The organism is Methanobrevibacter sp., assembly GCF_045611865.1.
Taxonomy (GTDB): Archaea; Methanobacteriota; Methanobacteria; order Methanobacteriales; family Methanobacteriaceae; genus Methanocatella.
The window spans coordinates 27,546-52,352 of record NZ_JAZKXX010000074.1; the positions used below are offsets into that span (position 1 = coordinate 27,546).

Here is a 24,807-nt window from a genome sequence, read left to right on the forward strand (position 1 = left end):
TTTCATTAAAAATTTTCAAAAAACTATAACATTTAAATACTACTTCGACAAATTTAAGATAGGAATTTAGTGAGGTGAAAATAATGAAAAAGATTACTATGGCAATATTAGCTTTAATCCTTATGGGAATGTTGATCCCAGCAGGATTTTCAACTGATTCCAACGTTGTAATAACTTATGGTGAGACCACCTATGCAAACAGCAACTACAAATCAATTGTAGACAGTTTCTTTGCAGGTCAATCAAATTTAGATGTCAATAATATTGGTACAAAAATAATTACAGCAAATGAAGTAAATCAAGTTTCAAGTGGAATTACAGGAAAATATTACTCTTCAAATCAAATATTGTCCTCAGCACTCCTTGATTTAAACGATAATGATAATCTTGAGGTTAGTGTAGACAAATCCAAAATCACTACAATAACCGGTGACATGTACATATCTGCTTTGAAATCAGCAGGTATTACCAAAGGTCACGTATATGTAACAAGTCCTGTTGAAGCGACCGGTGAGTCTGCTCTTGCAGGAATAATGAATGCTTATGAACAAGTAACTGATGTTGAAATTCCAGAAAGTGTAAAAGAAGCAGCTAATGATGAAATTTACACACAAGCAGAAATCGTGGACAATTCAGACGTTAGTGCTGATGATTTGGCTCAATTAGTTGACAGCGTAAAACAAGAGGTTGCACAAGATAACATTACTGATCACAACACAATTGTAAATATCATTAACAATTATGTCCAAAACAACAATATTAACATAACAAACAATGATATTGAAAACTTAGCAGACACTATTGAGCAAGTGCAAAATGTACAAGGTGATGTAAGCTACTACCAAGACCAAGTCAGTAGTTTTTTAGATGAAAATTCCAATGGTGGATTTTCAATTGATAGTTTATTTAATTGGATTAAATCCTTTGTAAATGGGATTTAATTCCCATCTTTTCTTTTTTTAATTATTGAAATTTTCAACATTATCAACATATTTTTTAAAAAATTCACTATTTTTAACCATTTAGTATATATACTAAGTAAAAACATAAATTAATTCATTAATAAATTAAATTTAATTAATCGTAGGTTTGATAATATGGTTAGATTTTCACAAACTCTGGAGGATAGGCAATCACAAAGTCGAGAAAAACCTTATGAACAAAGGGGAGGAAATCCTTATGAAAGGCAACCTCAACAAGTAAATGTACCTAGAAACGATAAAATGTACAGTCAACCTCCTAGACAGGCCTATCAGCAAGATAATTTCTACAGACAACCTCAAAGAGAAGAACCAACTGAAATTATCTATGAAAGACCAACTATTGAAAGAAAATCCATCCAACCAGATTATTCCAAGCCAGAATTAGATTTCGACCCTGAAGATAATATTAAATTCGGTGTTGAATACTCTCCAAATTCAAAACCTCCTGTCATTGGAAAAAACTATACTATCAGATCAAACTCAATTATTTACAACGATGTGGTTATTGGAGATAATTTTAGAACTGGACATAATGTTGTTATCCGTGAAAACACCAACATTGGGGATGATGTTTTAATCGGAACCAACACAGTTATTGAAGGGGATGTAATTATTGGAAATGATGTTAGTATCCAATCTAATGTATATATTCCAACCAATTCTGTAATTGAGGATAATGTATTTATTGGACCTTGTGCTTGTTTTACCAATGATAAATATCCTGTAAGGATTAACTATGAACTTCAAGGACCTAAAGTAAGGCGTGGGGCTTCAATTGGTGGTAACACTACATTCTTATCCAATGTTGAGATTGGTGAAGGTTCTATTGTTGCTGCTGGAGCTATTGTAATACATTCTGTTCCACCATTTTATTTGGCTATTGGAACACCTGCACGTATTAAACCGCTTCCGGATCACTTAAAAGTTCCTAATAGATTCTAAATTTTTTTATACTTTTTTTAGTGAGTATTGTTATTAGCTATTTTCATTCGTAAGTAGCAAAACATTTATAGTCAAATTGTTAAAATAAGTATTAAAGGAGATTATTTTATGGCAGTCTATAAATGTAAAATATGCGGATATACTTTTGATGAGGATGACATCGAAGAGGGATTAAATATACCTGCTGGAACTAAATTTGAGGATTTACCTTCTTCTTTTAAATGTCCAAAATGCAAAATGCCTAAATCTATGTTTGAAGAAATTTAAATAGGTTTATATATTTATTAATATAAACTATAATTAAATTAAATATACAATTTAGTATATTTTAAGGAGATTGTTAAAAATGGCAAAATTTAAATGTAAACTTTGCGGATATGTAACTGACGAATTTGAAGAACTCCCAGAAGACTTTAAATGTCCAATGTGCGGTGCAACTGCCGACATGTTTGAAAAAGTAGAATAGGAGCATGAAATAATGGCTTTTGTTTGTAAAGTTTGCGGACATGTTGTTGAAGCAGACGAATTAGCAGATGATTTCGTTTGTCCTATCTGTGGCGTACCTGCAGAACAATTTGAAGAACAATAAGTTCTTCATTTTTCTATTTTTCTAAAAATTGTTTGTTTTTATAATTGACTTTTATTTTTCCAGAGTATTTTTCAAATATTTTTATAATGTCTCTGTTATCTTTTGATACAACATTGTAGATTACTTTATCACTATAATCCTTATCAATAACATCTAAGCTGTTGTTTCTAACTTCACTGTCTGCTATTTTAATATCAGAGTATTCGAAAATAAGTTCAAAAACATCATACTCTTCTATTTCAAGTATTTCTGCCTTACCAATAGATTCCATAACAGATTTTGAGTATGCTCTAACTAATCCTCCGGCTCCAAGTTTGATTCCGCCGAAATATCGTGTAACAACTGCAGTGACATTGTGAAGTTCGTTTTTTCTCAAAACATTAATCATAGGTTTGCCTGCAGTTCCACCAGGTTCTCCATCATCGTCAAAGCCTTCCCCATCATTTACAATATAAGCTGTACAATTATGAGTTGCATCTGAGTATTGTTTATTTAATTTTTGAATTATCTCTTTTGATTCAGCTTTTGTATTAGTTGGAAATAAAGAACAGATAAACTGGGATTTCTTAATAACAATTTCGCACTGAACAGGGGTTTTAATAGTTTTCATCTTAACCAATATATTTATATAACTTATCTTATATATTATTGTTAGTTAATTTTTAAGGTGTTAATCATGTCAAGTAGAACAGCTACTGTTTTGGTAATTCTTATAATATCCATTATAGCTTTTTGTCTAGCATGCGTTTGTGCATCAATGACTGGGCCAATATCAATTTTACCACAAGAAAGTGAGTCTGGAGGAGTTTTAGATAATCTTTCTGCTATTACTGAAGATACAGGTGATACAGGTAATAGTTATGGAAATCCAGATTATACTGATTATTCAAGTAGTTCTTTATCTGATGATTCACAAGTAGAGACTACAACTGATGATTCTAGTAGCCGTGATTCTGGCGGTTCCAGTTCATCTGGTTCATCTAGTTCTGGTAGTGGAAGTGGTTCAGGCAGTTCAGGTGGTTCAAGTTCATCTATTGAAACAAAGGTTGTAACCACAACTGATGATTCTACTTATTAGAAGTCCAATAATTTTTCCACATCAAAGATTACTGAGTTAATAGCTAATGTAAAGAGTCTATTTCCATAGTCTTCATCTACATAAACGCCATTTTCTTCAACGTCTATTGCACCTTCTTCGATGTTTGGGTCATCACGACGGGCCTGTTTAAAACCATGTAGGCCAACTTCTTCATATTCATTAACGTTGGCTTGATTTTCTATTTCATCCTCATTTAAAATACCTAAAACCTTTGCCATGGATAACTCACCGCTTCCACCATGTGGACCTTCTGATGAGATTACCTTATTGTTGAATGTAATAGCTAAATCAGTTTTATCTTCAATATCCCATAATTCTGCCATAAGAGGAATATTTCCTCCATGGGCATTGACAATAACAACTTTTTCTATATCCAAAAATTTTTTAGCAGAATTTAGGGTATTAATGACATTTTCTTTCAATTCATCAAGGGAAACATGTACTCCATGGTCTATGGTGTCTAATTCATAAGCTGGAAAGATTATTCCTAAAAATTTGGCTCCTGTTTCTAGAGACGCCCTAAATGCGATATTTGCTCCAATTTTTGCATCAGTATCAATCGGAAGTGCGGGGCCATGATTTTCCAAGTGTGATCCAAGTGCAATAATACCTATCTTGTGAACGCCAGGGTCTCTGATTTTTCCTGCTCTGTATCTTAACTCAGCCATTTTATCACTCTATATCTCAAAGTTCCAAATGTCGTCTCCAACATAATGTTTGGTTTCAACTGCTTTTCCAGAGTCATTTTTAACCATTTCTTCACCACTTATCAAACTTACTCCAATAGCCAGTGGTTTTCCGTGGGTTTCATCAATGATTAATACGATGTCTCCAGGATTAACTCCTTCAGAAGCATTTACAATTCCAGGACTCATGATGTCAGCACCATTGCTTACAAATCTGATTGCTCCCATATCAACGGTGACGGTTTTTGCATCAATCTGATTAGCAAGTGCTGCTTTAAGGGTTGGGAATGGTTTATCGTCAATAATTATAATGTAAGGTTCTCCATCTACTAAAATAAATGAATTAGGTTCTGCTTCAAGTATTTCCACATTCTTTTTTCCTTGGAGTAAATCCCCATATTCTCCTAATTCTGCTTTTATTTCTTTTATTTTCTTTTTTTTCAAGAAATTTCTTTTTTTAACTTTTATTGCCATGTTAATCCCTGAATTTTTATTAAGTAATATTTTTGTATTTTAAATTAATAAATCTATTTATTATCCATGTAGTTTATTTTTTCACCAAATTCGGTTTTAATTACTGGATGATTATTTTTCACATACTTTGTTATTGAATATGCATTATTGTTAACTAGTTTATTGATTGTCAAATCAATTATTTCATGTTCTTTTTTGTTGAATTGAACTGTAGGAATTATTATTAGATAATATCTGTGTATTGTCCTGTGATAATATGATTCTTTTCGCAGAAATATATGTTTTTTAGCTATCAGTTCCTCACTTATTTCTTTGAAATGTTTTGGTTTTATTCCTTTTTTGGATTTAATGTAGGTTTCATGTGTGAGGAATCTGCCATATTTATTGTAGTAATTAAAATCAACTAAATAAAGGATTGTACACAAGACAGTTTTTCCAAAATGTGGCTTATTGTAGGATTTTGACAAAACATACATTAGAAGATCAATATATTTTTCTCGGTCGAATTGCATTCTATCACAGTGATGGTTGGGTGGAAATATATTTATGGGGGTTCTAAATTAAAGAATGTGTGAGAGAGCATTTGTTAACAAATAATCAGTTAATATCAATTTTGATATTAATTTTTTCCCAGTTTTTGCCTAAAATAAGGTAACCTTTATATAGTAGGTTAGTTATATTTAATAGTATTAGTTTTAATTAGGTTTTGTCTTATCTTAACTTGATTATATTATGTGTATGAGTATTATTTTACTCGATTTAATATTTAAAAACTAAAATTTTGATAATATAAGGTGATATAATGAGCGGACAAAATGTTCAAAGACCACTTGACGCATTAGGAAAATCTGTAGACTCTCCAGTTTTAATAAAACTCAAAGGAGATCGTGAATTTAGAGGTATACTTAAGAGCTTTGATTTACACATGAATTTAGTTCTTAATGATGCAGAAGAGTTACAAGACGGAGAAGTAACAAGAAGACTCGGTGTTGTGCTCATTAGAGGAGACAATATTGTTTATATTTCACCATAAGTATTATTCAATACTTTCGAGATTACATTTTTAACGATAAATTAGGGAGGTGTATCAATGTCAAAGGGAACTCCATCAATGGGTAAAAAGAATAAGAAAACCCATATTAGATGTAGAAGATGTGGTAAAAACACTTATCACATACGTAAAAAAGTCTGTGCTTCCTGTGGATTTGGTAAATCTAAAAAATTAAGGAGATACAGCTGGCAAAATAAAAAGCCAACTACTAGACAAAGATTAGTTTAGGTTGGTAAATTTGAAGATTATTTAATAATCTTCTTCAAACTACTTTTTTTGATAACTTTTCAGATACTAACTACTTTATTAACTTCTTTTTACATATTCTTATTAAATCTTTTTAAGGAGGAGATTGCTATGACTGAATTAATTGACATAGCTAGAGAAAATGATGTGAATTTAGATGAATGTGTTATTTTTGTTAGAGGAAAAGAGGATATATTGGCTGTTGATATTTCAAATGCAAAGATAAGGCAAAGAAGTGATGATACTATGGGATTTGAATTTTCCATCACTCCAAAGCAAACATTAAAACTAGAAGAATATTTCACAAAGTTAACAGCAGGTGAAAAATTCTACTTCAACATTTCAGGAACTGGTTATAGGCCAGTATATTACAGAGGTTTATCACCGATTACCAAAGAAGTAAGCCCGGAATATGAACCGAAATTTAACATTACATTATTTGCACAAAAAGCTATTGTTGAGCCGGATGATTCTTATTTCGCTCCAACTTGTGCATGCTGTGAGTTTTGCTACATTGAATAGTGATATTATGTTAAATTCAGAAATGTCAAACAGAATAAAATTAACGATTATTAAGACTGGGGAATCTATTGAACTAGATCAAAGACGTGTTCAGATAAGGGAAAATAAGAATGGTTTGATGGCTTTAAGCTACGTTGCACCAATTTTTGAGGCAATGGGTTTAGAAGATTTTTTTGATAATATTGATTCCTCTGGAAAGTTAACAATGAATATAGGTGGAACTGGTGATGTTAATGTTAACTTTAGGGGGATTGTTGAGGGAAGAGAAAAGAATTTCTCTAAGAATATAGACCACAAGATTCTTCTTTTGGAAGAACCCAAATGTCATAGGTCCGCAGAGTATGTTCCAATTAAAAGGTCTTCAAAATTTAGGCCAAGAGGTAAGATTTCTAAATAATCTTTATATCTTCATCTTCTAAAGCTTCCCACAAGTCAACTGCCCAGCCTTGAGAACCATCAATTACCATGTCAAGCAGTCTCACTTTTCCATCCCTAAAACGGAATAGTCTGTAGTCTTGTTGTGGTTTTTTAGCAGTACCTTCTTTGTTGCAATCAAGATATATTCCTTCATCGTATTTTTCTTCAAAATCGCCTGCTTTGACAAAGTCTCCAACAAGAGAGTATCCGTTTTTAACACTTTTATCTAGTTTTTCAACGGTTTTTAACCATCCGCCTTGTGCTCTGAACTTTATGTCCGGGTCGATTTTTGTTATTTCTTCTTGCCAATTAATAATCATAGTACCAAATCCTTTTTATTTTTTAATTTGGTTTTAGTATGCATATAAACGAAGAGTGAGAGAGCATTTGTGAACAAATATTTATAACAATAGTTATAATATATCTATATATAAGTAAAATTCCATAATTAATAGTAATATTAAATTAACTTTGGGTTTACTTATGAATTTAAAAGAAAAATTTGATATACAAACTGAAAATGAACATTTATATAAAATGGCATTTACTCATGGTTCATATTCAACTTTACATAATTTAGATTATGACTATGAGAGATTGGAATTTTTAGGTGATTCAGTTTTAGGTTTAATAGTTTCAGAGTATTTGTATAAGAAGTACCCTCAATATGAAGAAGGCAAATTAACAAAATTGAGGGCAAATTATGTTTGTCAATCAGCGTTAATCTATTACTCTCATGAAATTGGGCTAAGTGAGTATATTCAAATATCTGCTGAAGAATCAAATTTAACTAAAAATGAGGTATTGTCTGTTACGGCAGATGTTTTCGAATCATTTTTAGGAGCAATATTCCTAGATCAAGGAATGGAATTTGCAAAAGAGTATATTTCCGAAGTAATATTCAAATATATTGATGAAGAGAAAATATTCTTTGCAGACTATAAATCTGCCATAAAAGAATATGCTGATGCTAAAGAAATTGACATATCCTATGAAGTTTTAAGTGAAAAGGGTGTACCTCATGATAAAACTTTTGTAATGTCCATACTGTTGGATGGACAGATAATGGGTGTTGGTAAAGGTAAAAATAAAAAAGAAGCTGAACAAGCAGCTTCAAAAGTAGCTATAGAAAAATTAAATATTAAGGTGTTTTAAATGATTAAAGAATCTGTGGGCATTGTTGAAACAAAGTATTTCAATATCTCAGAGCCTATTGAATTAGATAGTGGAGAATCCCTTAAAGAAGTTACTGTCGCTTATGAAACTTATGGCGAACTTAACAAAGAAAAATCAAATGCTATCTTAATTTGTCATGCCTTAACTGGTGATGCACATGCAGCAGGTTGGCATGAAGGCGATAAGAAACCTGGATGGTGGGAAATTGTAATTGGTCCAGGTAAAGCTCTTGATAGTGAAAAATATTTCATTATATGTTCAAATGTTTTAGGTGGATGTAAAGGAACAACAGGTCCTAGTTCAATTAATCCAGACACTGGTAAAGAGTATGGGCTTGAATTCCCAGTAATAACCATAAAAGACATGGTTGAAGTTCAAAAAAGGCTTGTTGATTCATTTGGAATAAATCAGTTAGCAGCTATTATTGGAGGGTCCATGGGTGGAATGCAAGTTCTTCAATGGATGGTGACTTATCCTAAAATGATGAAAAAGGCCATTCCAATAGCTACAGCTGCGATGTCATCCCCTCAGCAAATTGCTTTTAATGCTGTAGGTCGCCAATCAATCTTTTCAGATCCAAATTGGAACGGTGGAAACTACTACAAAACCGGTGAAATTCCAAGAAATGGATTGTCCTTGGCTAGGATGATTGCCCACATTACTTATTTAAGTGATGAATCAATGGATATCAAATTTGGACGTGGTCTTCAGGATAAAGATGAAATCAGTTATGATTTCACTGTTGATTTTCAGGTTGAAAGCTACCTTAAACATCAGGGTGAATCCTTTGTAAAACGTTTTGATGCAAATAGTTATTTATTCATTACAAAAGCAGTAGACTTATTTGATTTGACTGTAAATAATTCGTTAATTGATGGATTGAAAGATGTTGAAGCTAAAACTGAAGTAATTTCTGTTGATTCAGACTGGTTGTATCCAACAGAACAAAGTATGGAAATTGTTACAGCTTTAAATGCAAATGATGTTGAAGTTTCATTTTCAGAAATTAAATCCAATTATGGTCATGACGCATTTTTACTTGAGAAAGGTCAACTTAACTATATCTTCTCAAAATGCCTAGCGGACAGTGTTGTTGAAGACTTGATGATGGAGGAAGTAGTGACAATTAAGGAAAATGTGGATGTTCGTAAAGCAGCTCAATTAATGCTTAAAAAACATGTAACTCACATTCCTGTTGTAACTGATGATTATAAGTTAATAGGTATTGTTACAAGTTGGGATTTATCCAAGTCAATTGCTACTAATTCAAATCAGCTAAAAGACATCATGACAACAACAGTCAAATACTGTCATGCTAGAGATAGTATTGAAGACATTGCTCGTATGATGCGTAAATTTGATATATCTTGTCTTCCAGTTGTTGATGAGGATATGAAAGTACTTGGCCTTATTACAACAGATCAAATCAGTAATTTACTTAGTTAAATTACTTTTTCTTTTTTTTATTATTTTTTGGAGTCGTTATAATTTCTAGATTGTCTAAATTCATTGAAGGTGCTAAAAAAGGTATTCCGATTACTTTTGGTTATATTCCAATGGGAATTGGATATGCTGCAATTGCAATAAAAGCTGGAATGAATCCTCTTGAGACAATTTCAATGTCTTTTTTAGTTTATGCAGGAGCAGGTCAAATTATTGCAGCATCCATGCTTTTAAATGGCGCAACTACCATGGCGATTATTTTAACTAATTTTGTTGTTAATTTGAGATATTTTGTAATGTCAACTTGTGTTTTAAATCAAGTTGAAGAGTCGAATATTCCTTTAAATATCTTGGCAGCTCATGTTACTGTTGACGAGTCATTTGCAATGTTTTCATTAAGTAAAGATTCATCAATCTGGATTTATTTGGGAATTGCCATTACAGCATGGCTTTCATGGTGTTTAGGTGCTGCAATAGGGGTATTCACACTAGATTTGCTTCCAGTTAGCGTTACAAATAGTTTTAACATTTCCCTATATGCATTGTTTGTAGCTATTTTGACTCCAGCAATTAAAGAAAACAAACAGATTGCAGTTTTAGTTGTAATAACAGCAGTATTAAATGTTATTTTAGGTCAATTTTTGGGCAATTGGTCTTTAATCGTGTCAACACTTGTTGGTGCGGGAGTTGGAATGTATCTGGTTGATGATGAGTATGTGCTTGCAGGTGATGCATGATGGATTATATTGCTTTGGTCATTTTGGGTTGTGCTGTTGTAACCTTTGTTCCACGACTGATTCCAGCATTATTTATAGATAAACTTGATTTCAGCCCAAAATTTGAGAAATTCCTGAATTTAATTCCATATACTGCCCTTGCGGCTTTGATATGTCCTGGAGTTTTGACTGTTGACAGTCAATTGTGGTACATTGGTTTGATTGGTGCGGTGGTTGCAGCTGGTCTTTCCTGGAAGAAAGTACCGATAGGTGCTATTGTAATAATAACGGTGGTTGTTTTAATCAGTGTATATTCTATTGTTCCATTTTTTTAGGTAATTTAGCTCCAAGCAGATGATTTAGGAAAAATGGGTTAAATGGAGGTCTTAAGTTTGAGTTCTGCTTGGAACCATTTTTTGTAACAAAAAATATTATAGATTTGTTACATATGTTAAAGATGTTTTACCTAGTATATAAATCTTTTGTTTTTAATTTTTGCATTGAATATTAATTATAAACAATTATTTAGTTTTAAAACTATTTAATTTATATTATAGATAACATTTTTCTATTTTATAAACTTATATAACTTAATTAAAGTAATTTTTAGTAGTTTTAATTAATTTTAACTAATATGATTAATTTTAATATAAACCATAATATTTATATACTATGTAATATAACATTAACATAAGTAATTAGATTTTGACATAATTACTTTCAGTACTTAAATAGTTTTGCAAAATGAAAAAATTTGTGGGAATACTATGAGGACCATGATTAAATATTTAAGACAAGAGCTTAAAATGAGCCAGAAAGAACTTGGGGATAAAGTTGGTGTTACCCGTCAGACCATTAATGCGCTGGAAAATGGTAGATATAACCCATCTTTATTTTTGGCATATGAGATAACCCAAGTGTTTAATAAAATGATGTTCAAAGGTGATCGAGAAAAGTATTTCATCATGGAAGAAATCTTCATCTTTGACGATGATTACTATTAGGAGTTTAAAAAATGATATTAGATATATATAAAGATTCACTAGAATATTCAGCAAAAGACTGGAAAAAGCTAGTAATATTGGGTGTAATCTGTTTATTCAGCTTTTTGTTACTTCCAGTTTTCTTAATTACAGGATATAATTACAGAGTTATAAATACAGCAGTTCATGGTATAATCAATGGAAGAGATCCACTTCCAGAGTTTGATGATGTCATTGACATGTTCGTTGATGGTGTTAAAGTGGTAATAGTTCAGATTGCCTATCTGCTTGTGCCAGGTATAATCTTTTTAATATTCGTATTCATCGCAAATGCTGTCGGTGGTTTTGCAGCTACTGTAATAATGGTTATAGGATGTTTGATTACATTTGTTTTAGTTGTAGTGGCTTGCTTGATGAGTCAAATGGCACTTTGTCATATGGCATATAATGAGGGTGCATTTTCAAAAGCATTTGCAATTTCTGAAATAAGAGAAGTGATTGATGAAATCGGCTGGTTCAATTGTATTGCAACCTACATTGGTTTGATTATAATCACTATAGCAATAGCAGTTGTCGTAACTGCAATCATTTATGGAATATTTACTGTATTTGGTGTTTCAGGAGCAATATTGGGTGTTGACCCAAGTGGAGTATTTATTGTAGGGGCATTGATTAATTCATTAGTAACCATGTTCTTTGTTGGACCTTACTTAAGTATATTCAACTCAAGATCAATTGGATTATTATACACAATGCAAATTTAAGGTGATTTTGATGGCAAGTATAACTGATTGTGTTGTTGAAGGGTTAAAATACCCTTTCAAGGACATTAAAAAACTTTTAGGCCTTGGTGGGTTATTTGCATTAATAAGTGCAATATCCGTATTCATAAGTTATAAATCATTAGATATTTTCAGAATGACAGTACACCTAGTTGAAAAAACCAATACTACAGTATCTCATTTGCCATTTTCACTATTGCCTGCTGGTGATTTATATCTTGTAGTTGGTTTGGCTATTATCAGTTTCATTATTTCATTATTCATAATGGGATATCAATATGATATTGTAAAATTTTCAATTGATAAAAAAGAAGACCTTCCAGGATTCAGTGATGTCCTAGGCATATTTGTTAAGGGAATCAAATATTTCCTTGTATGTTTAGCATACAGCATTATTCCGATACTTGTATTGGCGGGTGGAATAATGTTGATAGGTAACTCATCAATATTGCTGGTAATTATTTTAATTGCGATGTTGTTGTTCATAATTGCATATTTCCTCCTAATCATGGCATTAAACAATATGGTTGCGCATGATAATATTAAAAAGGCATTTGATTTTAATGAGATAATTGGCAATATTTCTAATCTTGGATGGGCAAAATATATTGGAATAGTCATATTTACACTCATTGTGTATATGATTATAATGGTTGCTGTAAGCTTCTTATTAACCTTTTTAACCGTATTATTTGCAGCAACTATCTCTAATCAGGCTTTTATAATATCAATTGTTATTGCAATAATTGAAGGATTGTTCATTCACTCTTATGGAGCAATATTTTACAATAGAGTTAGTGGATCAATATATCGAGAAGCAGTTAAATAATTGGAATGTTTTAAAAACATTCTACTTTCTTTTTTTAATTAATTTTATAGGAGATTTTATCATGGTAGACTATGTCATCGAAACATACAATTTGTCAAAAAAATATTCCAATCAATTAGTAGTAAATTCATTAAATATGCATGTAGAAAAAGGAAAAATCTATGGCCTTTTGGGAAAGAACGGAGCGGGAAAAACCACCACTATGTGCATGCTATTAAATCTTACATATCCGAGCAGTGGGGAAATATTCCTTTTTGGAAAGGATCCTAGGAATTATTCAAATGAAATCTATTCAAACATAGGTTCCATTATTGAGACTCCTGGATTTTACGAGAATTTAACAGCATATGAAAATTTGAAAATCATCTCAAAGCTAAGGGGAAACTATAATCCTCAAAATATCAGGCTGGTTCTTGAAATGGTCAATTTGGAAAATACAAAATCAAAGAAATTCAAGGACTTTTCCCTAGGTATGAAACAACGTTTGGGAATAGCGGCAGCCATTATGCACAGTCCGGAACTATTGATTCTGGATGAACCCATCAATGGTCTTGATCCATTTGGAATTAAGGAAATAAGGGACTTGCTTAAAAGATTGGCCCATGAATTCGGAATAACAATCCTAATATCCAGCCATATCCTAAGCGAAATAGAAAACATCGCAGATGTTATTGGATTTATGGATAATGGCATTTTAATTGAAGAGATTTCAAAAGACGAGTTATACGAAAAATTAAATAAATTCGTTGAATTTGAAGTATCGGATGTTGATTTAGCTGTTAATATTCTTAAAGACTTGGGACTTAATGAAAATATTGATTTTACATATTCAGATAATGGAATTTGTTTATATTCAAATATAGAATTGAGGGATAAATTCAATACTTTATTTGTTAATGCTGGAATTGATGTTAAAAAAGTTAATTTATGTGAAGAAAATTTGGAAGACTTCTTTACAAGATTTGTATCAAACAATTAAAGGTGATTAAATGCTAACTTTTATAGAAATGGAATTTTTAAAACTCAAAAGATCAAATATCTTTTTGTTAAGTATAATCGGAGCTATTATTCCTCCTCTTTTAATGTTCATTGCAACTTTTGCATTTGATGAAACACAAAGTTTTGAAATGTTGTTTTCAAGCGTAAATATGTATATGTCTGCGTTATTTGCAGTTCTACTCTTTGCAATAATCATATCATACCTTTTTGGAAGAGAATACAATGAGCATACCTTAAAAACAATGTTGACTATTCCAATATCAAGGGGAAAATTCCTGATAGCTAAATATATAATGTTTTTTGCATGGATTTTAATCCTAACGGCAGTGACAAGCCTATCAACAGTGGCATTCGGTTTCATTGCAGGCCTTGGCGGATTTACATTAAAGCTATTTATCGATAGCTTTGCCCAACTTCTGTTTGGAAACGTCTTGTTGTTTTTAACATTCTCCCCATTTGTGTTCATATCATTGTTTGTCACAAATATGGTTCCTGCAATGGTTGGAGGGGCCGCTTTGACATTGATAAACATGTTAATATATGGTCAAAACTGGGCACCGTTTGTTCCTTGGGTATGCCCATATCTAATTGCGTCAGGTGAGATTGCGGAGTACAGCACAAGCATTACTGTATCATATGCAATTATTTTGGCCACTTTTGTCACTGGATTAACCATTTCTTATATTTACTTTACAAAAAAAGATGTTTCGCTTTAAAAATAGAAATTAATTGTAAAGCACTGGATGTAATGTCCAGTGCTAATTCGGTTTTTTGGATTAATGTTTAGATTTGCCAAATATTTGGGTATATTTGAAACAAATTGATGTCGAGGCTGAAAATGGATTATTTTGATAATCTATACCAGTTTATTCATTGGGTGATAATCAACAGGTTCAGTTCCCATTGGTTTTACTGCTTCGCTTATAAACATGTCTATTTGAGCTACTGCAGGAAATGCAATTTTTGTATTTTCAATCTATAGACATGGAATTTAAGATGTAATTTAAGTATAATAAGTCTATAATATTATATTATGTGTTCAATTGTTGGTTTGCAAGGTAATTTTAAAGCAAATGATATTGTTAAAATGTTGAAAACCTCTAAATTCAGAGGTCCTGATTCATCCAGTGTGTTTTTAGATAAAATTTATGCAAATATTGATTTAGATGAATTTCAAGATGATAATGATTATGAAATAGCTTTTGGCCATAATTTACTTTCAATTTATGATTTGGATGACAGGCAATCAAAACCACAACCCATAAAAACTGAAAACCTTGTTTTGGTGTTCAATGGTGAGCTATATAATTTCAGAACAATTTCTAATTTTCTATCAAAAGTGGGTGTTGAAGCTGAAATCACATCAGACAGCGAAGCACTACTTTATCTGATTGATTTTTATGCTAAAAAATTGGATTTACTTAAAGCCATACAATCAGCAATTAGATTGATTGATGGAGATTATGCATTTGCAGTTTATGATGGTGAAAACTTGGCGCTTGCCAGAGATCCATTGGGTGTAAAACCATTATTCTACTCACATGCTGATGATTTATTTGGATTTGCATCATCAAGGCAATCTCTAGAAGAAGTTGGATTAACTGACATTGACACTTTAAAACCAGAACACATACTTTTCAATGGTGAAGATATTGCTCCTGCTCAAGCATTGTATGAACAAATAATTGAAGGGGATGTAGCTAAAATAGACAAGATGCTAAGATTAAGTGTATTAAAAAGAGTGGATGGTTTATCTGAGATTGGTGTGATATTTTCAGGGGGTCTTGATAGTTCATATTTGGCACTACTGTTAAAAGAGATTTCAGAAAATATTCCTTTAAAAATTACTCTTTATGCAGTTGGAGCTGAAGGCTCAAAGGATGTTGAAGCAGCCATTTATGCATCTAAATTCTTGAATTTACCTCTAGAGATTTGTGAAGTGACAGAAGAGTTAATAAGGGAAGCTTTACCAAGTGTTGTTAAATCCATTGGTGATGACAATCTAATGAAAGTTGGTGTTGGCCTTACAACTTATTTTGCAACCAATATGGTGGCTCGTGATGGTATAAAAGTAGCTATTTCTGGTCAAGGTGCTGATGAGCTATTTGGAGGGTATAAGAGGTATGTACAAAGTTTTATTGATGGAACATTAAACTATGATTTGAGAGTGGACATGTCAAATATGTATCATGTCAATTTAGAACGTGACGATGCATGCTCTATGCTTAATTCTGTTGAATTAAGATTACCATTTTTGGATAAAAAATTGGTTGAACTGGTTTTAAACATTCCAGATAACAAAAAAATTGTATCAATGCATGATGATATGAGAAAAAGCATTTTGAGAAAGTTGGCCTTTGAAGAGGGTCTTGACTATGAAATTGCCTATAGGCCTAAAAAGGCAGCTCAGTATGGAACGGGCATTGATAAAATTTTGAGAAAGAAAATTATTAAAGATACTGATATTTCAGAATTTTTATAAACGTATTCTTTAAATTTATTAATATCAAAAAACATAATAATTATATTATTAATTACTATTGGAGTTTTTATTTTATGACAATCGAAAAAGATGCAGAAGACATTATAGAAAAATTCTCAAAAATATTGGAAGATATTCCTGATTCAGATGAAACCTGGTATATTACCGATAATTTAAATTTAACTCGTGAAGATGAATCTCACGAAAAGAATCCTGAAAAAATATTAAGAAATGCTAGTATTGATAAAGAAGGAAATCTCATTGTTAAAAAAGCAGATTGGACAGGTTAAGAGGGATTTATATGAGGGTAGACTTAGTTCTAGAACTTTTAGATAGTCCAGGACAATTAGTTAAAGTATTAGAACCAATAAGTACATTTGGCGCTAATTTAGTAACTGTTATCCATAAAAGGGACTATAAAAACGATAATGGTAAAGTTCCGGTTCAACTTACTTTAGAAGGGGAACATGAAGATATACAAGGTATCGTTAATAGATTTGAAGATTTAGGATTCAGCATTATTGAAATGGATGGTGTTGTTAAAAAAGAAAAAATAAGCACTATTCTTTTCGGCCATATTGTAGATCAAGATTTAAGGGACACAATGGATAGAATCAATGAATTGGATGGTGTTGTAATCGTTGCATTTGATATTAAGTTAAATGGTGAAGAAAAATCTACTGCATTGATTAATATTGAAGCAGACATTGGCCGAAAACAAGTTTTGTTTGATAGAATTGCAGAAATTGCTGAAGAAAAAGATTTACTTGTTATTAATGAAGTTTAGGGATTATTATGGATGAATGTAAAGTTATTATCATGGGTTTTGGTTCAGTAGGTCAAGGTGTTGCCAATGCCATTTCCATGAAAAAAGATTTAATTAAAGAAAAAACTGGAGTGGCTGTGAAAGTAGTGGCAGCTGCCGACTCATCTACCTCTGCAATTTCACAAGATGGATTAGATGAGAGATTACTTGTTGAAACTAAGAAAAATGAAGGAAAATTATTAGCTTATCCTGAATATGGAAGTGATAAAAGTGGTTTGGATGTCCTTGATGCTGTTGAATACGATTGTCTTATAGAAGCAACTCCTACCAATATTGTCGATGCTGAGCCAGCATTATCATTAACACTCAAAGCATTCGAGCAAGGAAAAGATGTAGTGACATCTAACAAAGGACATTTAGCACTCAAATTCAAAGAAGTAGTTGGAGCAGCTGAAAAGGCAGGTGTTGAATTTAAATACGAAGCCAGTGTTGGCGGATCAATGCCTATAATCAATTTAACAAAAGATACTCTTGCATCATGTGAGATAAAATCAATTAAAGGTATCCTAAATGGTACTACAAATTACATTTTATCTAGAATGACTTCAGAAGGTTCTGATTATGAAGTTATTTTAAAAGAATCCCAAGAATTGGGTATTGCAGAAACAGATCCAACACAAGATGTTGAAGGTATTGATGCAGCTTGTAAAACAGTTATTTTAGCTAATTCACTTTTAGGAATTGATGCAACTTATAGTGATGTTAAAGTAAAAGGTATTTCCGATATCAGTGCCGAAGCTATTGAACTTGCTAAAAAAGATGATTATTTAATCAAATTAATAGCTGAAGTATCTCCTGAAAACTTACAGGTATCTCCTCGTTTAGTTAAAAGAGGAAGTTCCTATGATGTAAGTGGAACCTTAAACATGGCTACAGTTAAAACTGATTTGGCTGATGAAATATCTGTAATTGGACTTGGAGCAGGTTCCCTTGAAACTGCTTCTGCGATGTTGACTGATTTAATTAGTATTTTAAGAAATAAAAACTAATTAAATATTTTTTACTTTTTTTGATAACATGAAATACGTAATTTTTATCCCTGATGGGGCAAGTGACTATCCTGTTGATGAACTAGACGGTAAAACTCCTTTAATGGCAGCTAATACTCCAAATATTGATAAATTAGCCAAAAATGGATTTGGAGGATTTACAAATAATGTGCCTGAACAATACAATCCAGGTTCCGATGTAGCCAACATGAGTATTTTCGGATACAATCCTGTAGACTACTATACTGGCCGTGGACCTCTTGAAGCAGGCAGTGAAGGAATTCCAACAACACCTAAGGATGTAATATTTAGATGCAACACAATATTCAGCGAAAATGGTGAAATGGACGACTTTAATGCAGGCCATATCTCCACTGAGGAAGCAGATGAATTAATGAAAGGATTAAATGAATACTTTACTGAAAAATATCCTGACTTTAAGGGCAAATTCTACACTGGAGTTAGTTACAGACATTTATTTATCTATTCATGTGACAGTATTGAAGATGCGGAAATCCTATCAGGTATTCAGACAATACCTCCTCATGACATGGCTGGTGAAAAGTTATCGGATAACCTATTTGGAGACTGTGAACTGGCCCAAGAAATCCAACAAATAATGTTTGGGTCCAAAGAATACCTAAAAGACCATGAAGTCAACCAAAAAAGAGAAATACCTGCCAATATGGTGTGGTTATGGGGACAAGGCGTAACACCTAAATTGCCTAACTTCAAAGAAACTTATGGAATAACAGCTTCAGTAATAACTGGTGTTAATCTTCTTAAAGGTATTGGAAACTTTGCAGGCATGAATATTGTAAATGTACCTGGAGCTACTGGATACTTTGACACTGACTATAAACAGAAAGGTGAATATGGTATTGAAGCTTTAAAGGAAACTGATTTGTTGTTGATTCATATCGAAGCACCTGATGAAGCAGGTCATGCTCAAAACATTGAAGAAAAAGTCAAGGCCATTGAAAGAATCGATGAATTCATTGTTGGACCAATTATTGATAGCTTAAAAGGTCAAGACTTCAGAGCAGCAATATTGCCTGACCATCCAACTCCAATATCTGTTGGAACACATACTCGTGATGATGTGCCTTTGGTAATCTATGATTCCAATCGTGAAGGCGATGGGTGCGAATCCTTTGATGAGGAAGGAGTTAAAAAAGGTTCTCTTGAAAACAAAAAAGGACATTACTTAATCTCAAGACTTATTAGTGGGGAATTTTAAATGAAAGTTATTTTAGTTAACGGCAGTCCTCATAAAGAGGGTTGTACTTATACAGCGCTTAGTGAAGTTGAAAAAACTTTAAATGAAGAAGGAATCGAAACAGAAATTTTCTGGATTAAAACAAAGCCTATAACTGGTTGCATTGCCTGTGGAAAATGTGGTGAGAAAGGCCAATGCACATTTGACGGTGATGTTGTAAATGAATTCGTTAAAAAGGCATATGATGCAGACGCATTTGTTTTCGGCTCACCAGTATACTACGCAGGTGCAAACGGGTCCATGATTTCATTTTTAGACAGAGCATTCTACTCAAACTCCCATGGGGATTCAGGAAAGGCATTCAAACATAAACCTGGAGCAGTAATATGCTCTGCAAGACGTGCAGGAACAACTGCAACTTATGATCAATTAATTAAGTATTTAGGAATTTCCCAAATGCCGATTATTTCATCATTTTATTGGAATATGGTTCATGGAAACACTCCTGAAGAAGTACTTCAAGATGAAGAAGGGCTATCAACAATGAGACAATTAGGTCATAACATGGCATTTTTCCTAAAATGTCTTGAAGCAGGTGCAGATAAAGGTCTAACTGTAAATGAAGTACCTAAAGGCCGTACAAACTTTATAAGATAAGTTATGAATATTTTTAAAACTCCTGAAGGTTATTTGTATTCAAACAGAGCATTACTTGCTTTGTTTATTCCACTTTTAATAGAATATGGTCTGGAATTCTTTGTAGGCCTGGCAGATTCCATAATGGTGGCATCTTTAGGTGAAGCAGCAATTTCGGGAGTTTCATTAGTTGACTTTCTGGTTCAACTTCTTATTTTCTCTTTTTCAGCTCTTGCAACTGGTGGTGCAGTTGTAGCAGGACAATATTTAGGGGATAAGCAGATTGAAAAGGCGCAAGACTCTGCAACTCAGCTTGTCTGGTTTTCAACTATTCTATCAACAGTTTTGATGATTGCAGTAGTTTTATTAAGACGTGTTTTGATTGGTCTTCTGTTTGGTCAAATCGAAGCTGACGTCTGGGCAAATGCAGATATTTATCTATATATTGTAGCATTGTCCATTCCATTTATAGCAATCTACAATGCAGGAGCAGCTATTTTTAGAACAACAAATAATGCATCCCTTCCGATGAAGATATTGCTAGTTTGTGATGTATTAAATATTATCGGTAATGCAATTTGCATTTACTATTTGGGGTGGGATGTTCGTGGAGTGGCCATTCCAACGGTAATTGCAAGGGCACTGTCTGCAGTTTTGATACTGTACTTTGCAGTTGATGATAACTACAAGCTACATATCAAAAAGACTTTAAAGCATAAATTTGACTTTGTTATTTTAAAAAAAGTCCTGCAGGTGGGCATTCCATACGGTGTTGAAAATGGCCTGTTCCAATTGGGAAGAGTTTTGGTATTGAGTCTTGTTTCAACATTCGGAACAATGGCGATAGCTGCAAACTCAGTTGGTTATGCAATCGGAATATTTTCAGTACTGCCAGGTTTTGCAATCAATTTGGGTCTGACTGCAGTAATATCAAATTGTGTTGGAGCAAATGACTATGAACAGGCAAGATATTACAACAAGAAATGTTTAATCATTGTTGTCATTTCACATATTTTCATCAATTTATTGATTTTTGCCGGATTGCCATTGATTTTGGGCATTTATAATTTGTCAGCCCAAACTGCAGCAATGACAACCGAAATGGTAATATGGCACGGAATATTTGCAATTATAATCTGGCCGATATCCTTCACATTACCATCCACATTCAGAGGAGCAGGTGATTCAAAATCCGTAATGTACATCAGTTTAGCGGTCATGTTTACCTGTAGAATTGCATTATCTTATGTGATTGCCGATTGGATGGGAATCGGAGTGTTTGGAACTTGGATTGCAATGTTTATCGACTGGTATGTAAGAGCCGGAATTTATGTTTACAGATATTTCTCAGATAAATGGACAGAATACAGGGTGGTTTGATGAGTAAAATTGAATATAAAGAAATTCATGAATTTGAAATAGGAGATTTACGGGATTTGTTTTTATCTGTTGAATGGTCATCTGGTCATTTTCCGGAAAAACTTCAAATAGCAATGAGAAACTTTGAAACGGTCATCTCCGCATGGGACGGGGACAAATTGGTAGGCATGATTTGTGCCATGGATGATGGGATAATGACAGCATATATTCACTACCTGCTTGTAAGACCGGAATATCAAGATAAGGGAATTGGAAAAGAATTAGTCCTAAAAGTTACAGATATTTATAATGATTATCTGAGAATAGTTGTAGTCGGATATGATGAGGAAATTGGGTTTTATGAAAACTGCGGTTTTGAAAAGGCAGATGATGCAAGCCCATTATTCATTACAGATTTGTGGACATAGGTGTTAATATGGTATTGTTTAGAGGAGACGTTAAGTGTAAGAGCCTGCAGAGAAGAACTTCAATTAGTGTGATATTGCCTTCAGATAATATTCACTTCCTGCAGGATACAGAAGAAATTGTACCACAACCATATAAAACATTATATTTGCTCCATGGATTGTATGGTAGTGATGACATATTCCTTGCTAACACTTCTATTCAGAAATTTGCAGAAGATAATGGGATAGCTATTGTAATTCCATGTGGTGAAAACAGTTTTTATGTAGATAATGAGAAGGCACATGTATATTATGGCGAATATATCGGTCAGGAACTTCTAGACATTACAAGAAACATATTTCCATTATCTGACAAACGTGAGGATACATATATTGCTGGTTTTTCAATGGGTGGCTATGGAGCCATTAGAAACGGTTTGAAATACTCACAAAACTTCTCAAAGATAGGAATGATATCGGCGGCATTGATAACTGATGACATTGTAAATTACACTGATGATAATAATGTGTTACGCTCAAGACAATTTTATGAATCAGTTTTTGGTGATTTGAATAAATTAAAGGGTTCTGATATGGATCCAAAGGCATTGATTGAAAATAATTCTGATATTCCGGATATTTTTATGGCTTGCGGTGAGGATGACTTTTTGTTCGATAAAAATATGGAATTTTATGAATTTTTAAACTCTAAAAATGTTAACGGCCAGTTTATAAAAGCCCAAGGGGAACATACCTGGGAATTCTGTGACAAATACATTAAGGAATTCATTAAAACATTAATTTAGGTGATATTATGAGATGTCCTAATTGTGGTGAAGAGCTCGATGAAGATAATTACTGTGATTCTTGTATGCAGTTTTTCAATGATTCAGATGATTTAGATTTTGATTATTCTAATTTTTATGAATCAGATTTCAATGATGATAATTTTGATGATATGGTGGATAATGGAGATGAAATCTGTTTGAATTGCACATATTGGTCAGTAAGCCCATATTGTGCTGCTCATGGAATGATTTGCAGGAAAGGTAATCTGACAGATGGGCCTGGTGACTCCTGTGGAGAATTTGTCCAGGAACATCACTTTGCAAGTTATGGTGATGACGGTCAGTTTCAGTTTGATGAAACCGGAAGGGCAATATCAAATAAATTGTACCATTGGAAGAACAATAGGTGAAATATTTCTTTCATTTATATACTAAATTAAATTTTTATATATTATTAAATTTAAAATTATAAATGTAAATTTTAATTAAGGAGAGGATTTTTCTGACAAAATATATTATTATAACTGGTGGGGTAGTTAGTTCCATAGGTAAGGGCATTACCTCTGCATCTATGGGTAGAATTCTAAGATCATATGGTTTAAAAGTTTCAGCTATTAAAATAGACCCGTATTTAAACTGGGATTCTGGAACACTCAATCCATATCAACACGGTGAAGTATTCGTAACTCACGACGGTATGGAAACTGACTTGGATCTTGGTCACTACGAAAGGTTTTTAGATGTTGAACTTGATGGAATAGCTAATATTACAACCGGAAAAGTTTATGAATCTGTCATCGCTAAAGAAAGAGAAGGTGGATACTTAGGAGAATGTGTACAGGTAATTCCACACATCACTAATCGTATAAAAGAAATGATTAGACAGAACTCTGAAAGTGCTGATTATGATGTGGTTTTAGTCGAACTTGGTGGTACTGTCGGAGATATTGAAAGTCAACCTTTCCTTGAAGCATTAAGGCAACTCAGAAATGAGGAAGGCCGTGAAAATGTTATGTTTGTCCATGTTACATTTATTCCCTACCTAAATGCAGCTGGAGAATTCAAAACAAAACCAACCCAACACTCCACTAAAGAATTAAGAAGTGTCGGTATAAATCCTGACGTTATTGTATGCAGATCCCAAGTGCACATTGACGATGCTTTGCTTGGAAAAGTTGCTCACTTTTGTGATGTGGATGTTAGTGCAGTAGTAAACACTCCTGATGCAGGTACAATCTATGAAGTGCCATTGGTTTTAGAGGATAAGAACATCGGTGAGCTAATCGTTAACAGAATAGGATTGGATGTTGAAGCTGACACATCTAAATTGGATGAATGGAGAGAAATTGTTGATTCTTTAAGAATTACCAATCCAGAAGTTACTATTGGTATTGTGGGTAAATATGTTGAACTTGAAGATTCCTATATCAGTATCAGAGAATCCCTTCTTCATGCAGCAGCCAGTATTGGAGTAAAAGCAAATATCAAATACTTGAGTTCAGATGTTGAAGAATTGGATGCTGATGCAATGAAGGAATTTGATGGTATTTTAATCCCTGGTGGATTTGGAGAACGTGGTTTTGAAGGCAAATTGGATGCAATCGATTATGCTATTGAAAACAATGTACCGTTGTTTGGAATTTGTCTTGGAATGCAATCAATGGTTACTCAATTTGCAAGAAGAAATGGATATCCTGGTGCAAACAGTTCTGAATTTGATGATAATTTGGAATTCCCTGTTATTGATATGATGGAGGAACAAAAGAAAATCAAGAACATGGGAGGGACTATGCGTTTAGGTTCATATGACTGTAAAATCATTGAAGGAACTAAAACTCATGAAGCATATGGTGAAATAGATATTGAAGAACGTCACAGGCACAGATATGAGTTTAACAATGATTTCAGGGAGGACCTACAGGAAAAAGGTTTGATTATTTCTGGAACCAGTCCGGATGACTTTTTAGTTGAAATTATAGAAATTCCAAATCATCCTTGGGCTATCGGTTGTCAATTCCATCCAGAATTTAAGTCTAGGCCTAATAGGCCACACCCATTATTTAAATCATTTTTAGAAGCTATATTTGAGTATTCTAAAAATTAATATTTCCCTTTTTTTTATTTTAAAAACAATTTTGCTTTATTCTTTTCGATATATTTAATA

Annotated in this window: 35 protein-coding genes; 30 read left to right on the forward strand and 5 right to left on the reverse strand. The window is 32.8% G+C overall.

All coding sequences use genetic code 11. The features are described from left to right. Positions 1-83 precede the first annotated feature (83 nt). The 5 genes from ACKI32_RS08805 (at position 84) to ACKI32_RS08825 (ending at position 2,514) form a co-directional block, all read left to right on the forward strand. Positions 84-941, forward strand: coding sequence for a DUF1002 domain-containing protein (locus tag ACKI32_RS08805; RefSeq protein WP_407415547.1), 858 nt, complete (start codon positions 84-86; stop codon positions 939-941). Between the two features lie 396 nt (positions 942-1,337). After that, the gene (locus tag ACKI32_RS08810; protein WP_407415632.1) at positions 1,338-1,925 is read left to right on the forward strand and encodes an acyltransferase; all 588 of its coding nucleotides are present in this window, start codon (positions 1,338-1,340) and stop codon (positions 1,923-1,925) included. 108 nt (positions 1,926-2,033) lie between these two features. Continuing rightward, entirely contained in the window at positions 2,034-2,192 is a 159-nt protein-coding gene (locus ACKI32_RS08815) for a rubredoxin (protein WP_407415549.1), read from the forward strand. Positions 2,193-2,271: 79 nt separating this feature from the next. Further along, positions 2,272-2,391, forward strand: coding sequence for a rubredoxin (locus tag ACKI32_RS08820; RefSeq protein WP_407415551.1), 120 nt, complete (start codon positions 2,272-2,274; stop codon positions 2,389-2,391). A 12-nt stretch (positions 2,392-2,403) separates the two neighbouring features. Next, on the forward strand, positions 2,404-2,514 hold the full coding sequence (locus ACKI32_RS08825) for a rubredoxin-like domain-containing protein (protein WP_407415553.1): 111 nt from the start codon (positions 2,404-2,406) through the stop codon (positions 2,512-2,514). 13 nt (positions 2,515-2,527) lie between these two features. On the opposite strand, the gene ACKI32_RS08830 is transcribed toward ACKI32_RS08825, so the two are convergent. Then, the gene (locus tag ACKI32_RS08830) at positions 2,528-3,124 is read right to left on the reverse strand and encodes a YigZ family protein (RefSeq protein WP_407415555.1); all 597 of its coding nucleotides are present in this window, start codon (positions 3,122-3,124) and stop codon (positions 2,528-2,530) included. Positions 3,125-3,190: 66 nt separating this feature from the next. Here ACKI32_RS08830 and ACKI32_RS08835 point away from each other — a divergent pair, with 66 nt between their 5' ends. Next, positions 3,191-3,592: a hypothetical protein gene (locus ACKI32_RS08835; protein ID WP_407415557.1), complete on the forward strand. Its 402-nt coding sequence runs from the start codon at positions 3,191-3,193 to the stop codon at positions 3,590-3,592. Here the strand turns inward: ACKI32_RS08835 and arfB are convergent. Genes arfB through ACKI32_RS08850 form a run of 3 tightly spaced genes read right to left on the reverse strand, consistent with a single transcriptional unit; the run spans position 3,589 to position 5,285 of the window. Further along, positions 3,589-4,281 carry a 2-amino-5-formylamino-6-ribosylaminopyrimidin-4(3H)-one 5'-monophosphate deformylase gene (arfB, locus tag ACKI32_RS08840; RefSeq protein WP_407415559.1) on the reverse strand — a complete coding sequence of 231 codons (693 nt, stop codon included), beginning with the start codon at positions 4,279-4,281 and terminating at the stop codon, positions 3,589-3,591. The two genes, ACKI32_RS08835 and arfB, sit on opposite strands and share 4 nt — an antisense overlap. A 9-nt stretch (positions 4,282-4,290) precedes the next feature. Then, a complete protein-coding gene (locus ACKI32_RS08845; protein ID WP_407415561.1) occupies positions 4,291-4,773 on the reverse strand; it encodes an RNA-binding protein in 483 nt (160 codons plus the stop codon). A gap of 53 nt (positions 4,774-4,826) precedes the next feature. Next, on the reverse strand, positions 4,827-5,285 hold the full coding sequence (locus ACKI32_RS08850) for a type II toxin-antitoxin system antitoxin SocA domain-containing protein (RefSeq protein WP_407415563.1): 459 nt from the start codon (positions 5,283-5,285) through the stop codon (positions 4,827-4,829). Positions 5,286-5,575: 290 nt separating this feature from the next. Here ACKI32_RS08850 and ACKI32_RS08855 point away from each other — a divergent pair, with 290 nt between their 5' ends. From ACKI32_RS08855 to ACKI32_RS08870, 4 genes are all read left to right on the forward strand, one after another. Next, positions 5,576-5,806 (forward strand): LSm family protein, encoded by a 231-nt coding sequence (locus tag ACKI32_RS08855; RefSeq protein WP_116591755.1) that lies wholly within the window; start codon positions 5,576-5,578, stop codon positions 5,804-5,806. Positions 5,807-5,863: 57 nt separating this feature from the next. After that, positions 5,864-6,052 carry a 50S ribosomal protein L37e gene (locus tag ACKI32_RS08860; RefSeq protein ID WP_292804605.1) on the forward strand — a complete coding sequence of 63 codons (189 nt, stop codon included), beginning with the start codon at positions 5,864-5,866 and terminating at the stop codon, positions 6,050-6,052. Between the two features lie 129 nt (positions 6,053-6,181). Continuing rightward, positions 6,182-6,592: a hypothetical protein gene (locus tag ACKI32_RS08865; RefSeq protein WP_407415565.1), complete on the forward strand. Its 411-nt coding sequence runs from the start codon at positions 6,182-6,184 to the stop codon at positions 6,590-6,592. A 7-nt stretch (positions 6,593-6,599) separates the two neighbouring features. Next, on the forward strand, positions 6,600-6,989 hold the full coding sequence (locus ACKI32_RS08870) for a hypothetical protein (protein WP_407415567.1): 390 nt from the start codon (positions 6,600-6,602) through the stop codon (positions 6,987-6,989). Here the strand turns inward: ACKI32_RS08870 and ACKI32_RS08875 are convergent. Then, positions 6,982-7,329 carry a hypothetical protein gene (locus ACKI32_RS08875; RefSeq protein WP_407415569.1) on the reverse strand — a complete coding sequence of 116 codons (348 nt, stop codon included), beginning with the start codon at positions 7,327-7,329 and terminating at the stop codon, positions 6,982-6,984. The genes ACKI32_RS08870 and ACKI32_RS08875 overlap by 8 nt on opposite strands. A 163-nt stretch (positions 7,330-7,492) precedes the next feature. Between ACKI32_RS08875 and rnc the strand changes: the two genes are divergently transcribed. From rnc to ACKI32_RS08975, 20 genes are all read left to right on the forward strand, one after another. Next, a complete protein-coding gene (gene rnc, locus ACKI32_RS08880) occupies positions 7,493-8,164 on the forward strand; it encodes a ribonuclease III (protein WP_407415571.1) in 672 nt (223 codons plus the stop codon). Continuing rightward, the gene (locus ACKI32_RS08885) at positions 8,165-9,631 is read left to right on the forward strand and encodes a homoserine O-acetyltransferase (protein WP_407415573.1); all 1,467 of its coding nucleotides are present in this window, start codon (positions 8,165-8,167) and stop codon (positions 9,629-9,631) included. Between the two features lie 50 nt (positions 9,632-9,681). Continuing rightward, positions 9,682-10,365: an AzlC family ABC transporter permease gene (locus ACKI32_RS08890; RefSeq protein WP_407415575.1), complete on the forward strand. Its 684-nt coding sequence runs from the start codon at positions 9,682-9,684 to the stop codon at positions 10,363-10,365. Beyond that, the gene (locus ACKI32_RS08895; protein ID WP_407415577.1) at positions 10,365-10,679 is read left to right on the forward strand and encodes an AzlD domain-containing protein; all 315 of its coding nucleotides are present in this window, start codon (positions 10,365-10,367) and stop codon (positions 10,677-10,679) included. The genes ACKI32_RS08890 and ACKI32_RS08895 overlap by 1 nt, the downstream gene beginning before the upstream one ends. Before the next feature lie 432 nt (positions 10,680-11,111). Continuing rightward, the gene (locus ACKI32_RS08900; RefSeq protein WP_366513274.1) at positions 11,112-11,348 is read left to right on the forward strand and encodes a helix-turn-helix transcriptional regulator; all 237 of its coding nucleotides are present in this window, start codon (positions 11,112-11,114) and stop codon (positions 11,346-11,348) included. 11 nt (positions 11,349-11,359) lie between these two features. Next, positions 11,360-12,091: a DUF4013 domain-containing protein gene (locus ACKI32_RS08905; protein ID WP_407415579.1), complete on the forward strand. Its 732-nt coding sequence runs from the start codon at positions 11,360-11,362 to the stop codon at positions 12,089-12,091. Positions 12,092-12,101: 10 nt separating this feature from the next. Beyond that, positions 12,102-12,938, forward strand: a complete 837-nt coding sequence (locus ACKI32_RS08910; protein WP_407415581.1) for a DUF4013 domain-containing protein — start codon at positions 12,102-12,104, stop codon at positions 12,936-12,938. Positions 12,939-12,999: 61 nt separating this feature from the next. After that, positions 13,000-13,917, forward strand: a complete 918-nt coding sequence (locus ACKI32_RS08915) for an ABC transporter ATP-binding protein (RefSeq protein WP_407415583.1) — start codon at positions 13,000-13,002, stop codon at positions 13,915-13,917. A gap of 10 nt (positions 13,918-13,927) precedes the next feature. Beyond that, complete coding sequence (locus ACKI32_RS08920; RefSeq protein ID WP_407415585.1) at positions 13,928-14,653, forward strand: ABC transporter permease; 726 nt, start codon at positions 13,928-13,930, stop codon at positions 14,651-14,653. Positions 14,654-14,970: 317 nt separating this feature from the next. Further along, the gene (locus tag ACKI32_RS08925) at positions 14,971-16,419 is read left to right on the forward strand and encodes an asparagine synthase-related protein (protein WP_407415587.1); all 1,449 of its coding nucleotides are present in this window, start codon (positions 14,971-14,973) and stop codon (positions 16,417-16,419) included. Positions 16,420-16,493: 74 nt separating this feature from the next. After that, positions 16,494-16,709, forward strand: coding sequence for an Asp-tRNA(Asn) amidotransferase subunit GatC (gene gatC, locus ACKI32_RS08930; RefSeq protein ID WP_407415589.1), 216 nt, complete (start codon positions 16,494-16,496; stop codon positions 16,707-16,709). 11 nt (positions 16,710-16,720) lie between these two features. Beyond that, positions 16,721-17,206 (forward strand): amino acid-binding protein, encoded by a 486-nt coding sequence (locus tag ACKI32_RS08935; RefSeq protein WP_407415591.1) that lies wholly within the window; start codon positions 16,721-16,723, stop codon positions 17,204-17,206. 8 nt (positions 17,207-17,214) lie between these two features. Next, complete coding sequence (locus ACKI32_RS08940) at positions 17,215-18,234, forward strand: homoserine dehydrogenase (RefSeq protein ID WP_407415593.1); 1,020 nt, start codon at positions 17,215-17,217, stop codon at positions 18,232-18,234. Between the two features lie 28 nt (positions 18,235-18,262). Further along, entirely contained in the window at positions 18,263-19,474 is a 1,212-nt protein-coding gene (locus ACKI32_RS08945; RefSeq protein ID WP_407415595.1) for a cofactor-independent phosphoglycerate mutase, read from the forward strand. Then, complete coding sequence (locus tag ACKI32_RS08950; RefSeq protein WP_407415597.1) at positions 19,475-20,110, forward strand: flavodoxin family protein; 636 nt, start codon at positions 19,475-19,477, stop codon at positions 20,108-20,110. Positions 20,111-20,113: 3 nt separating this feature from the next. Continuing rightward, complete coding sequence (locus ACKI32_RS08955; protein WP_407415599.1) at positions 20,114-21,469, forward strand: MATE family efflux transporter; 1,356 nt, start codon at positions 20,114-20,116, stop codon at positions 21,467-21,469. Then, positions 21,469-21,876, forward strand: coding sequence for a GNAT family N-acetyltransferase (locus tag ACKI32_RS08960; RefSeq protein ID WP_407415601.1), 408 nt, complete (start codon positions 21,469-21,471; stop codon positions 21,874-21,876). The genes ACKI32_RS08955 and ACKI32_RS08960 overlap by 1 nt, the downstream gene beginning before the upstream one ends. An 8-nt stretch (positions 21,877-21,884) precedes the next feature. After that, positions 21,885-22,661: an alpha/beta hydrolase gene (locus ACKI32_RS08965; RefSeq protein WP_407415604.1), complete on the forward strand. Its 777-nt coding sequence runs from the start codon at positions 21,885-21,887 to the stop codon at positions 22,659-22,661. 8 nt (positions 22,662-22,669) lie between these two features. Further along, positions 22,670-23,053 carry a hypothetical protein gene (locus ACKI32_RS08970; RefSeq protein WP_407415606.1) on the forward strand — a complete coding sequence of 128 codons (384 nt, stop codon included), beginning with the start codon at positions 22,670-22,672 and terminating at the stop codon, positions 23,051-23,053. Between the two features lie 74 nt (positions 23,054-23,127). Next, the gene (locus ACKI32_RS08975; RefSeq protein ID WP_407415634.1) at positions 23,128-24,747 is read left to right on the forward strand and encodes a CTP synthase; all 1,620 of its coding nucleotides are present in this window, start codon (positions 23,128-23,130) and stop codon (positions 24,745-24,747) included. The last annotated feature ends 60 nt before the right edge of the window (positions 24,748-24,807 follow it).

Coding starts and splice junctions, on each gene's coding strand:
- ACKI32_RS08885 (WP_407415573.1), top strand. CDS start 8,165: ATGATTAAAGAATCTGTGGGCATTGTTGAAACAAAGTATTTCAATATC.
- ACKI32_RS08815 (WP_407415549.1), top strand. CDS start 2,034: ATGGCAGTCTATAAATGTAAAATATGCGGATATACTTTTGATGAGGAT.
- ACKI32_RS08940 (WP_407415593.1), top strand. CDS start 17,215: ATGGATGAATGTAAAGTTATTATCATGGGTTTTGGTTCAGTAGGTCAA.
- ACKI32_RS08955 (WP_407415599.1), top strand. CDS start 20,114: ATGAATATTTTTAAAACTCCTGAAGGTTATTTGTATTCAAACAGAGCA.
- ACKI32_RS08870 (WP_407415567.1), top strand. CDS start 6,600: ATGTTAAATTCAGAAATGTCAAACAGAATAAAATTAACGATTATTAAG.
- ACKI32_RS08805 (WP_407415547.1), top strand. CDS start 84: ATGAAAAAGATTACTATGGCAATATTAGCTTTAATCCTTATGGGAATG.
- ACKI32_RS08830 (WP_407415555.1), bottom strand. CDS start 3,124: ATGAAAACTATTAAAACCCCTGTTCAGTGCGAAATTGTTATTAAGAAA.
- ACKI32_RS08945 (WP_407415595.1), top strand. CDS start 18,263: ATGAAATACGTAATTTTTATCCCTGATGGGGCAAGTGACTATCCTGTT.
- ACKI32_RS08925 (WP_407415587.1), top strand. CDS start 14,971: ATGTGTTCAATTGTTGGTTTGCAAGGTAATTTTAAAGCAAATGATATT.
- ACKI32_RS08865 (WP_407415565.1), top strand. CDS start 6,182: ATGACTGAATTAATTGACATAGCTAGAGAAAATGATGTGAATTTAGAT.
- ACKI32_RS08860 (WP_292804605.1), top strand. CDS start 5,864: ATGTCAAAGGGAACTCCATCAATGGGTAAAAAGAATAAGAAAACCCAT.
- ACKI32_RS08850 (WP_407415563.1), bottom strand. CDS start 5,285: ATGCAATTCGACCGAGAAAAATATATTGATCTTCTAATGTATGTTTTG.
- ACKI32_RS08910 (WP_407415581.1), top strand. CDS start 12,102: ATGGCAAGTATAACTGATTGTGTTGTTGAAGGGTTAAAATACCCTTTC.
- ACKI32_RS08905 (WP_407415579.1), top strand. CDS start 11,360: ATGATATTAGATATATATAAAGATTCACTAGAATATTCAGCAAAAGAC.
- gatC (WP_407415589.1), top strand. CDS start 16,494: ATGACAATCGAAAAAGATGCAGAAGACATTATAGAAAAATTCTCAAAA.
- ACKI32_RS08845 (WP_407415561.1), bottom strand. CDS start 4,773: ATGGCAATAAAAGTTAAAAAAAGAAATTTCTTGAAAAAAAAGAAAATA.
- ACKI32_RS08825 (WP_407415553.1), top strand. CDS start 2,404: ATGGCTTTTGTTTGTAAAGTTTGCGGACATGTTGTTGAAGCAGACGAA.
- ACKI32_RS08970 (WP_407415606.1), top strand. CDS start 22,670: ATGAGATGTCCTAATTGTGGTGAAGAGCTCGATGAAGATAATTACTGT.
- ACKI32_RS08950 (WP_407415597.1), top strand. CDS start 19,475: ATGAAAGTTATTTTAGTTAACGGCAGTCCTCATAAAGAGGGTTGTACT.
- ACKI32_RS08935 (WP_407415591.1), top strand. CDS start 16,721: ATGAGGGTAGACTTAGTTCTAGAACTTTTAGATAGTCCAGGACAATTA.
- ACKI32_RS08875 (WP_407415569.1), bottom strand. CDS start 7,329: ATGATTATTAATTGGCAAGAAGAAATAACAAAAATCGACCCGGACATA.
- ACKI32_RS08960 (WP_407415601.1), top strand. CDS start 21,469: ATGAGTAAAATTGAATATAAAGAAATTCATGAATTTGAAATAGGAGAT.
- ACKI32_RS08920 (WP_407415585.1), top strand. CDS start 13,928: ATGCTAACTTTTATAGAAATGGAATTTTTAAAACTCAAAAGATCAAAT.
- ACKI32_RS08965 (WP_407415604.1), top strand. CDS start 21,885: ATGGTATTGTTTAGAGGAGACGTTAAGTGTAAGAGCCTGCAGAGAAGA.
- ACKI32_RS08915 (WP_407415583.1), top strand. CDS start 13,000: ATGGTAGACTATGTCATCGAAACATACAATTTGTCAAAAAAATATTCC.
- ACKI32_RS08900 (WP_366513274.1), top strand. CDS start 11,112: ATGAGGACCATGATTAAATATTTAAGACAAGAGCTTAAAATGAGCCAG.
- rnc (WP_407415571.1), top strand. CDS start 7,493: ATGAATTTAAAAGAAAAATTTGATATACAAACTGAAAATGAACATTTA.
- ACKI32_RS08820 (WP_407415551.1), top strand. CDS start 2,272: ATGGCAAAATTTAAATGTAAACTTTGCGGATATGTAACTGACGAATTT.
- ACKI32_RS08895 (WP_407415577.1), top strand. CDS start 10,365: ATGGATTATATTGCTTTGGTCATTTTGGGTTGTGCTGTTGTAACCTTT.
- ACKI32_RS08855 (WP_116591755.1), top strand. CDS start 5,576: ATGAGCGGACAAAATGTTCAAAGACCACTTGACGCATTAGGAAAATCT.
- ACKI32_RS08835 (WP_407415557.1), top strand. CDS start 3,191: ATGTCAAGTAGAACAGCTACTGTTTTGGTAATTCTTATAATATCCATT.
- arfB (WP_407415559.1), bottom strand. CDS start 4,281: ATGGCTGAGTTAAGATACAGAGCAGGAAAAATCAGAGACCCTGGCGTT.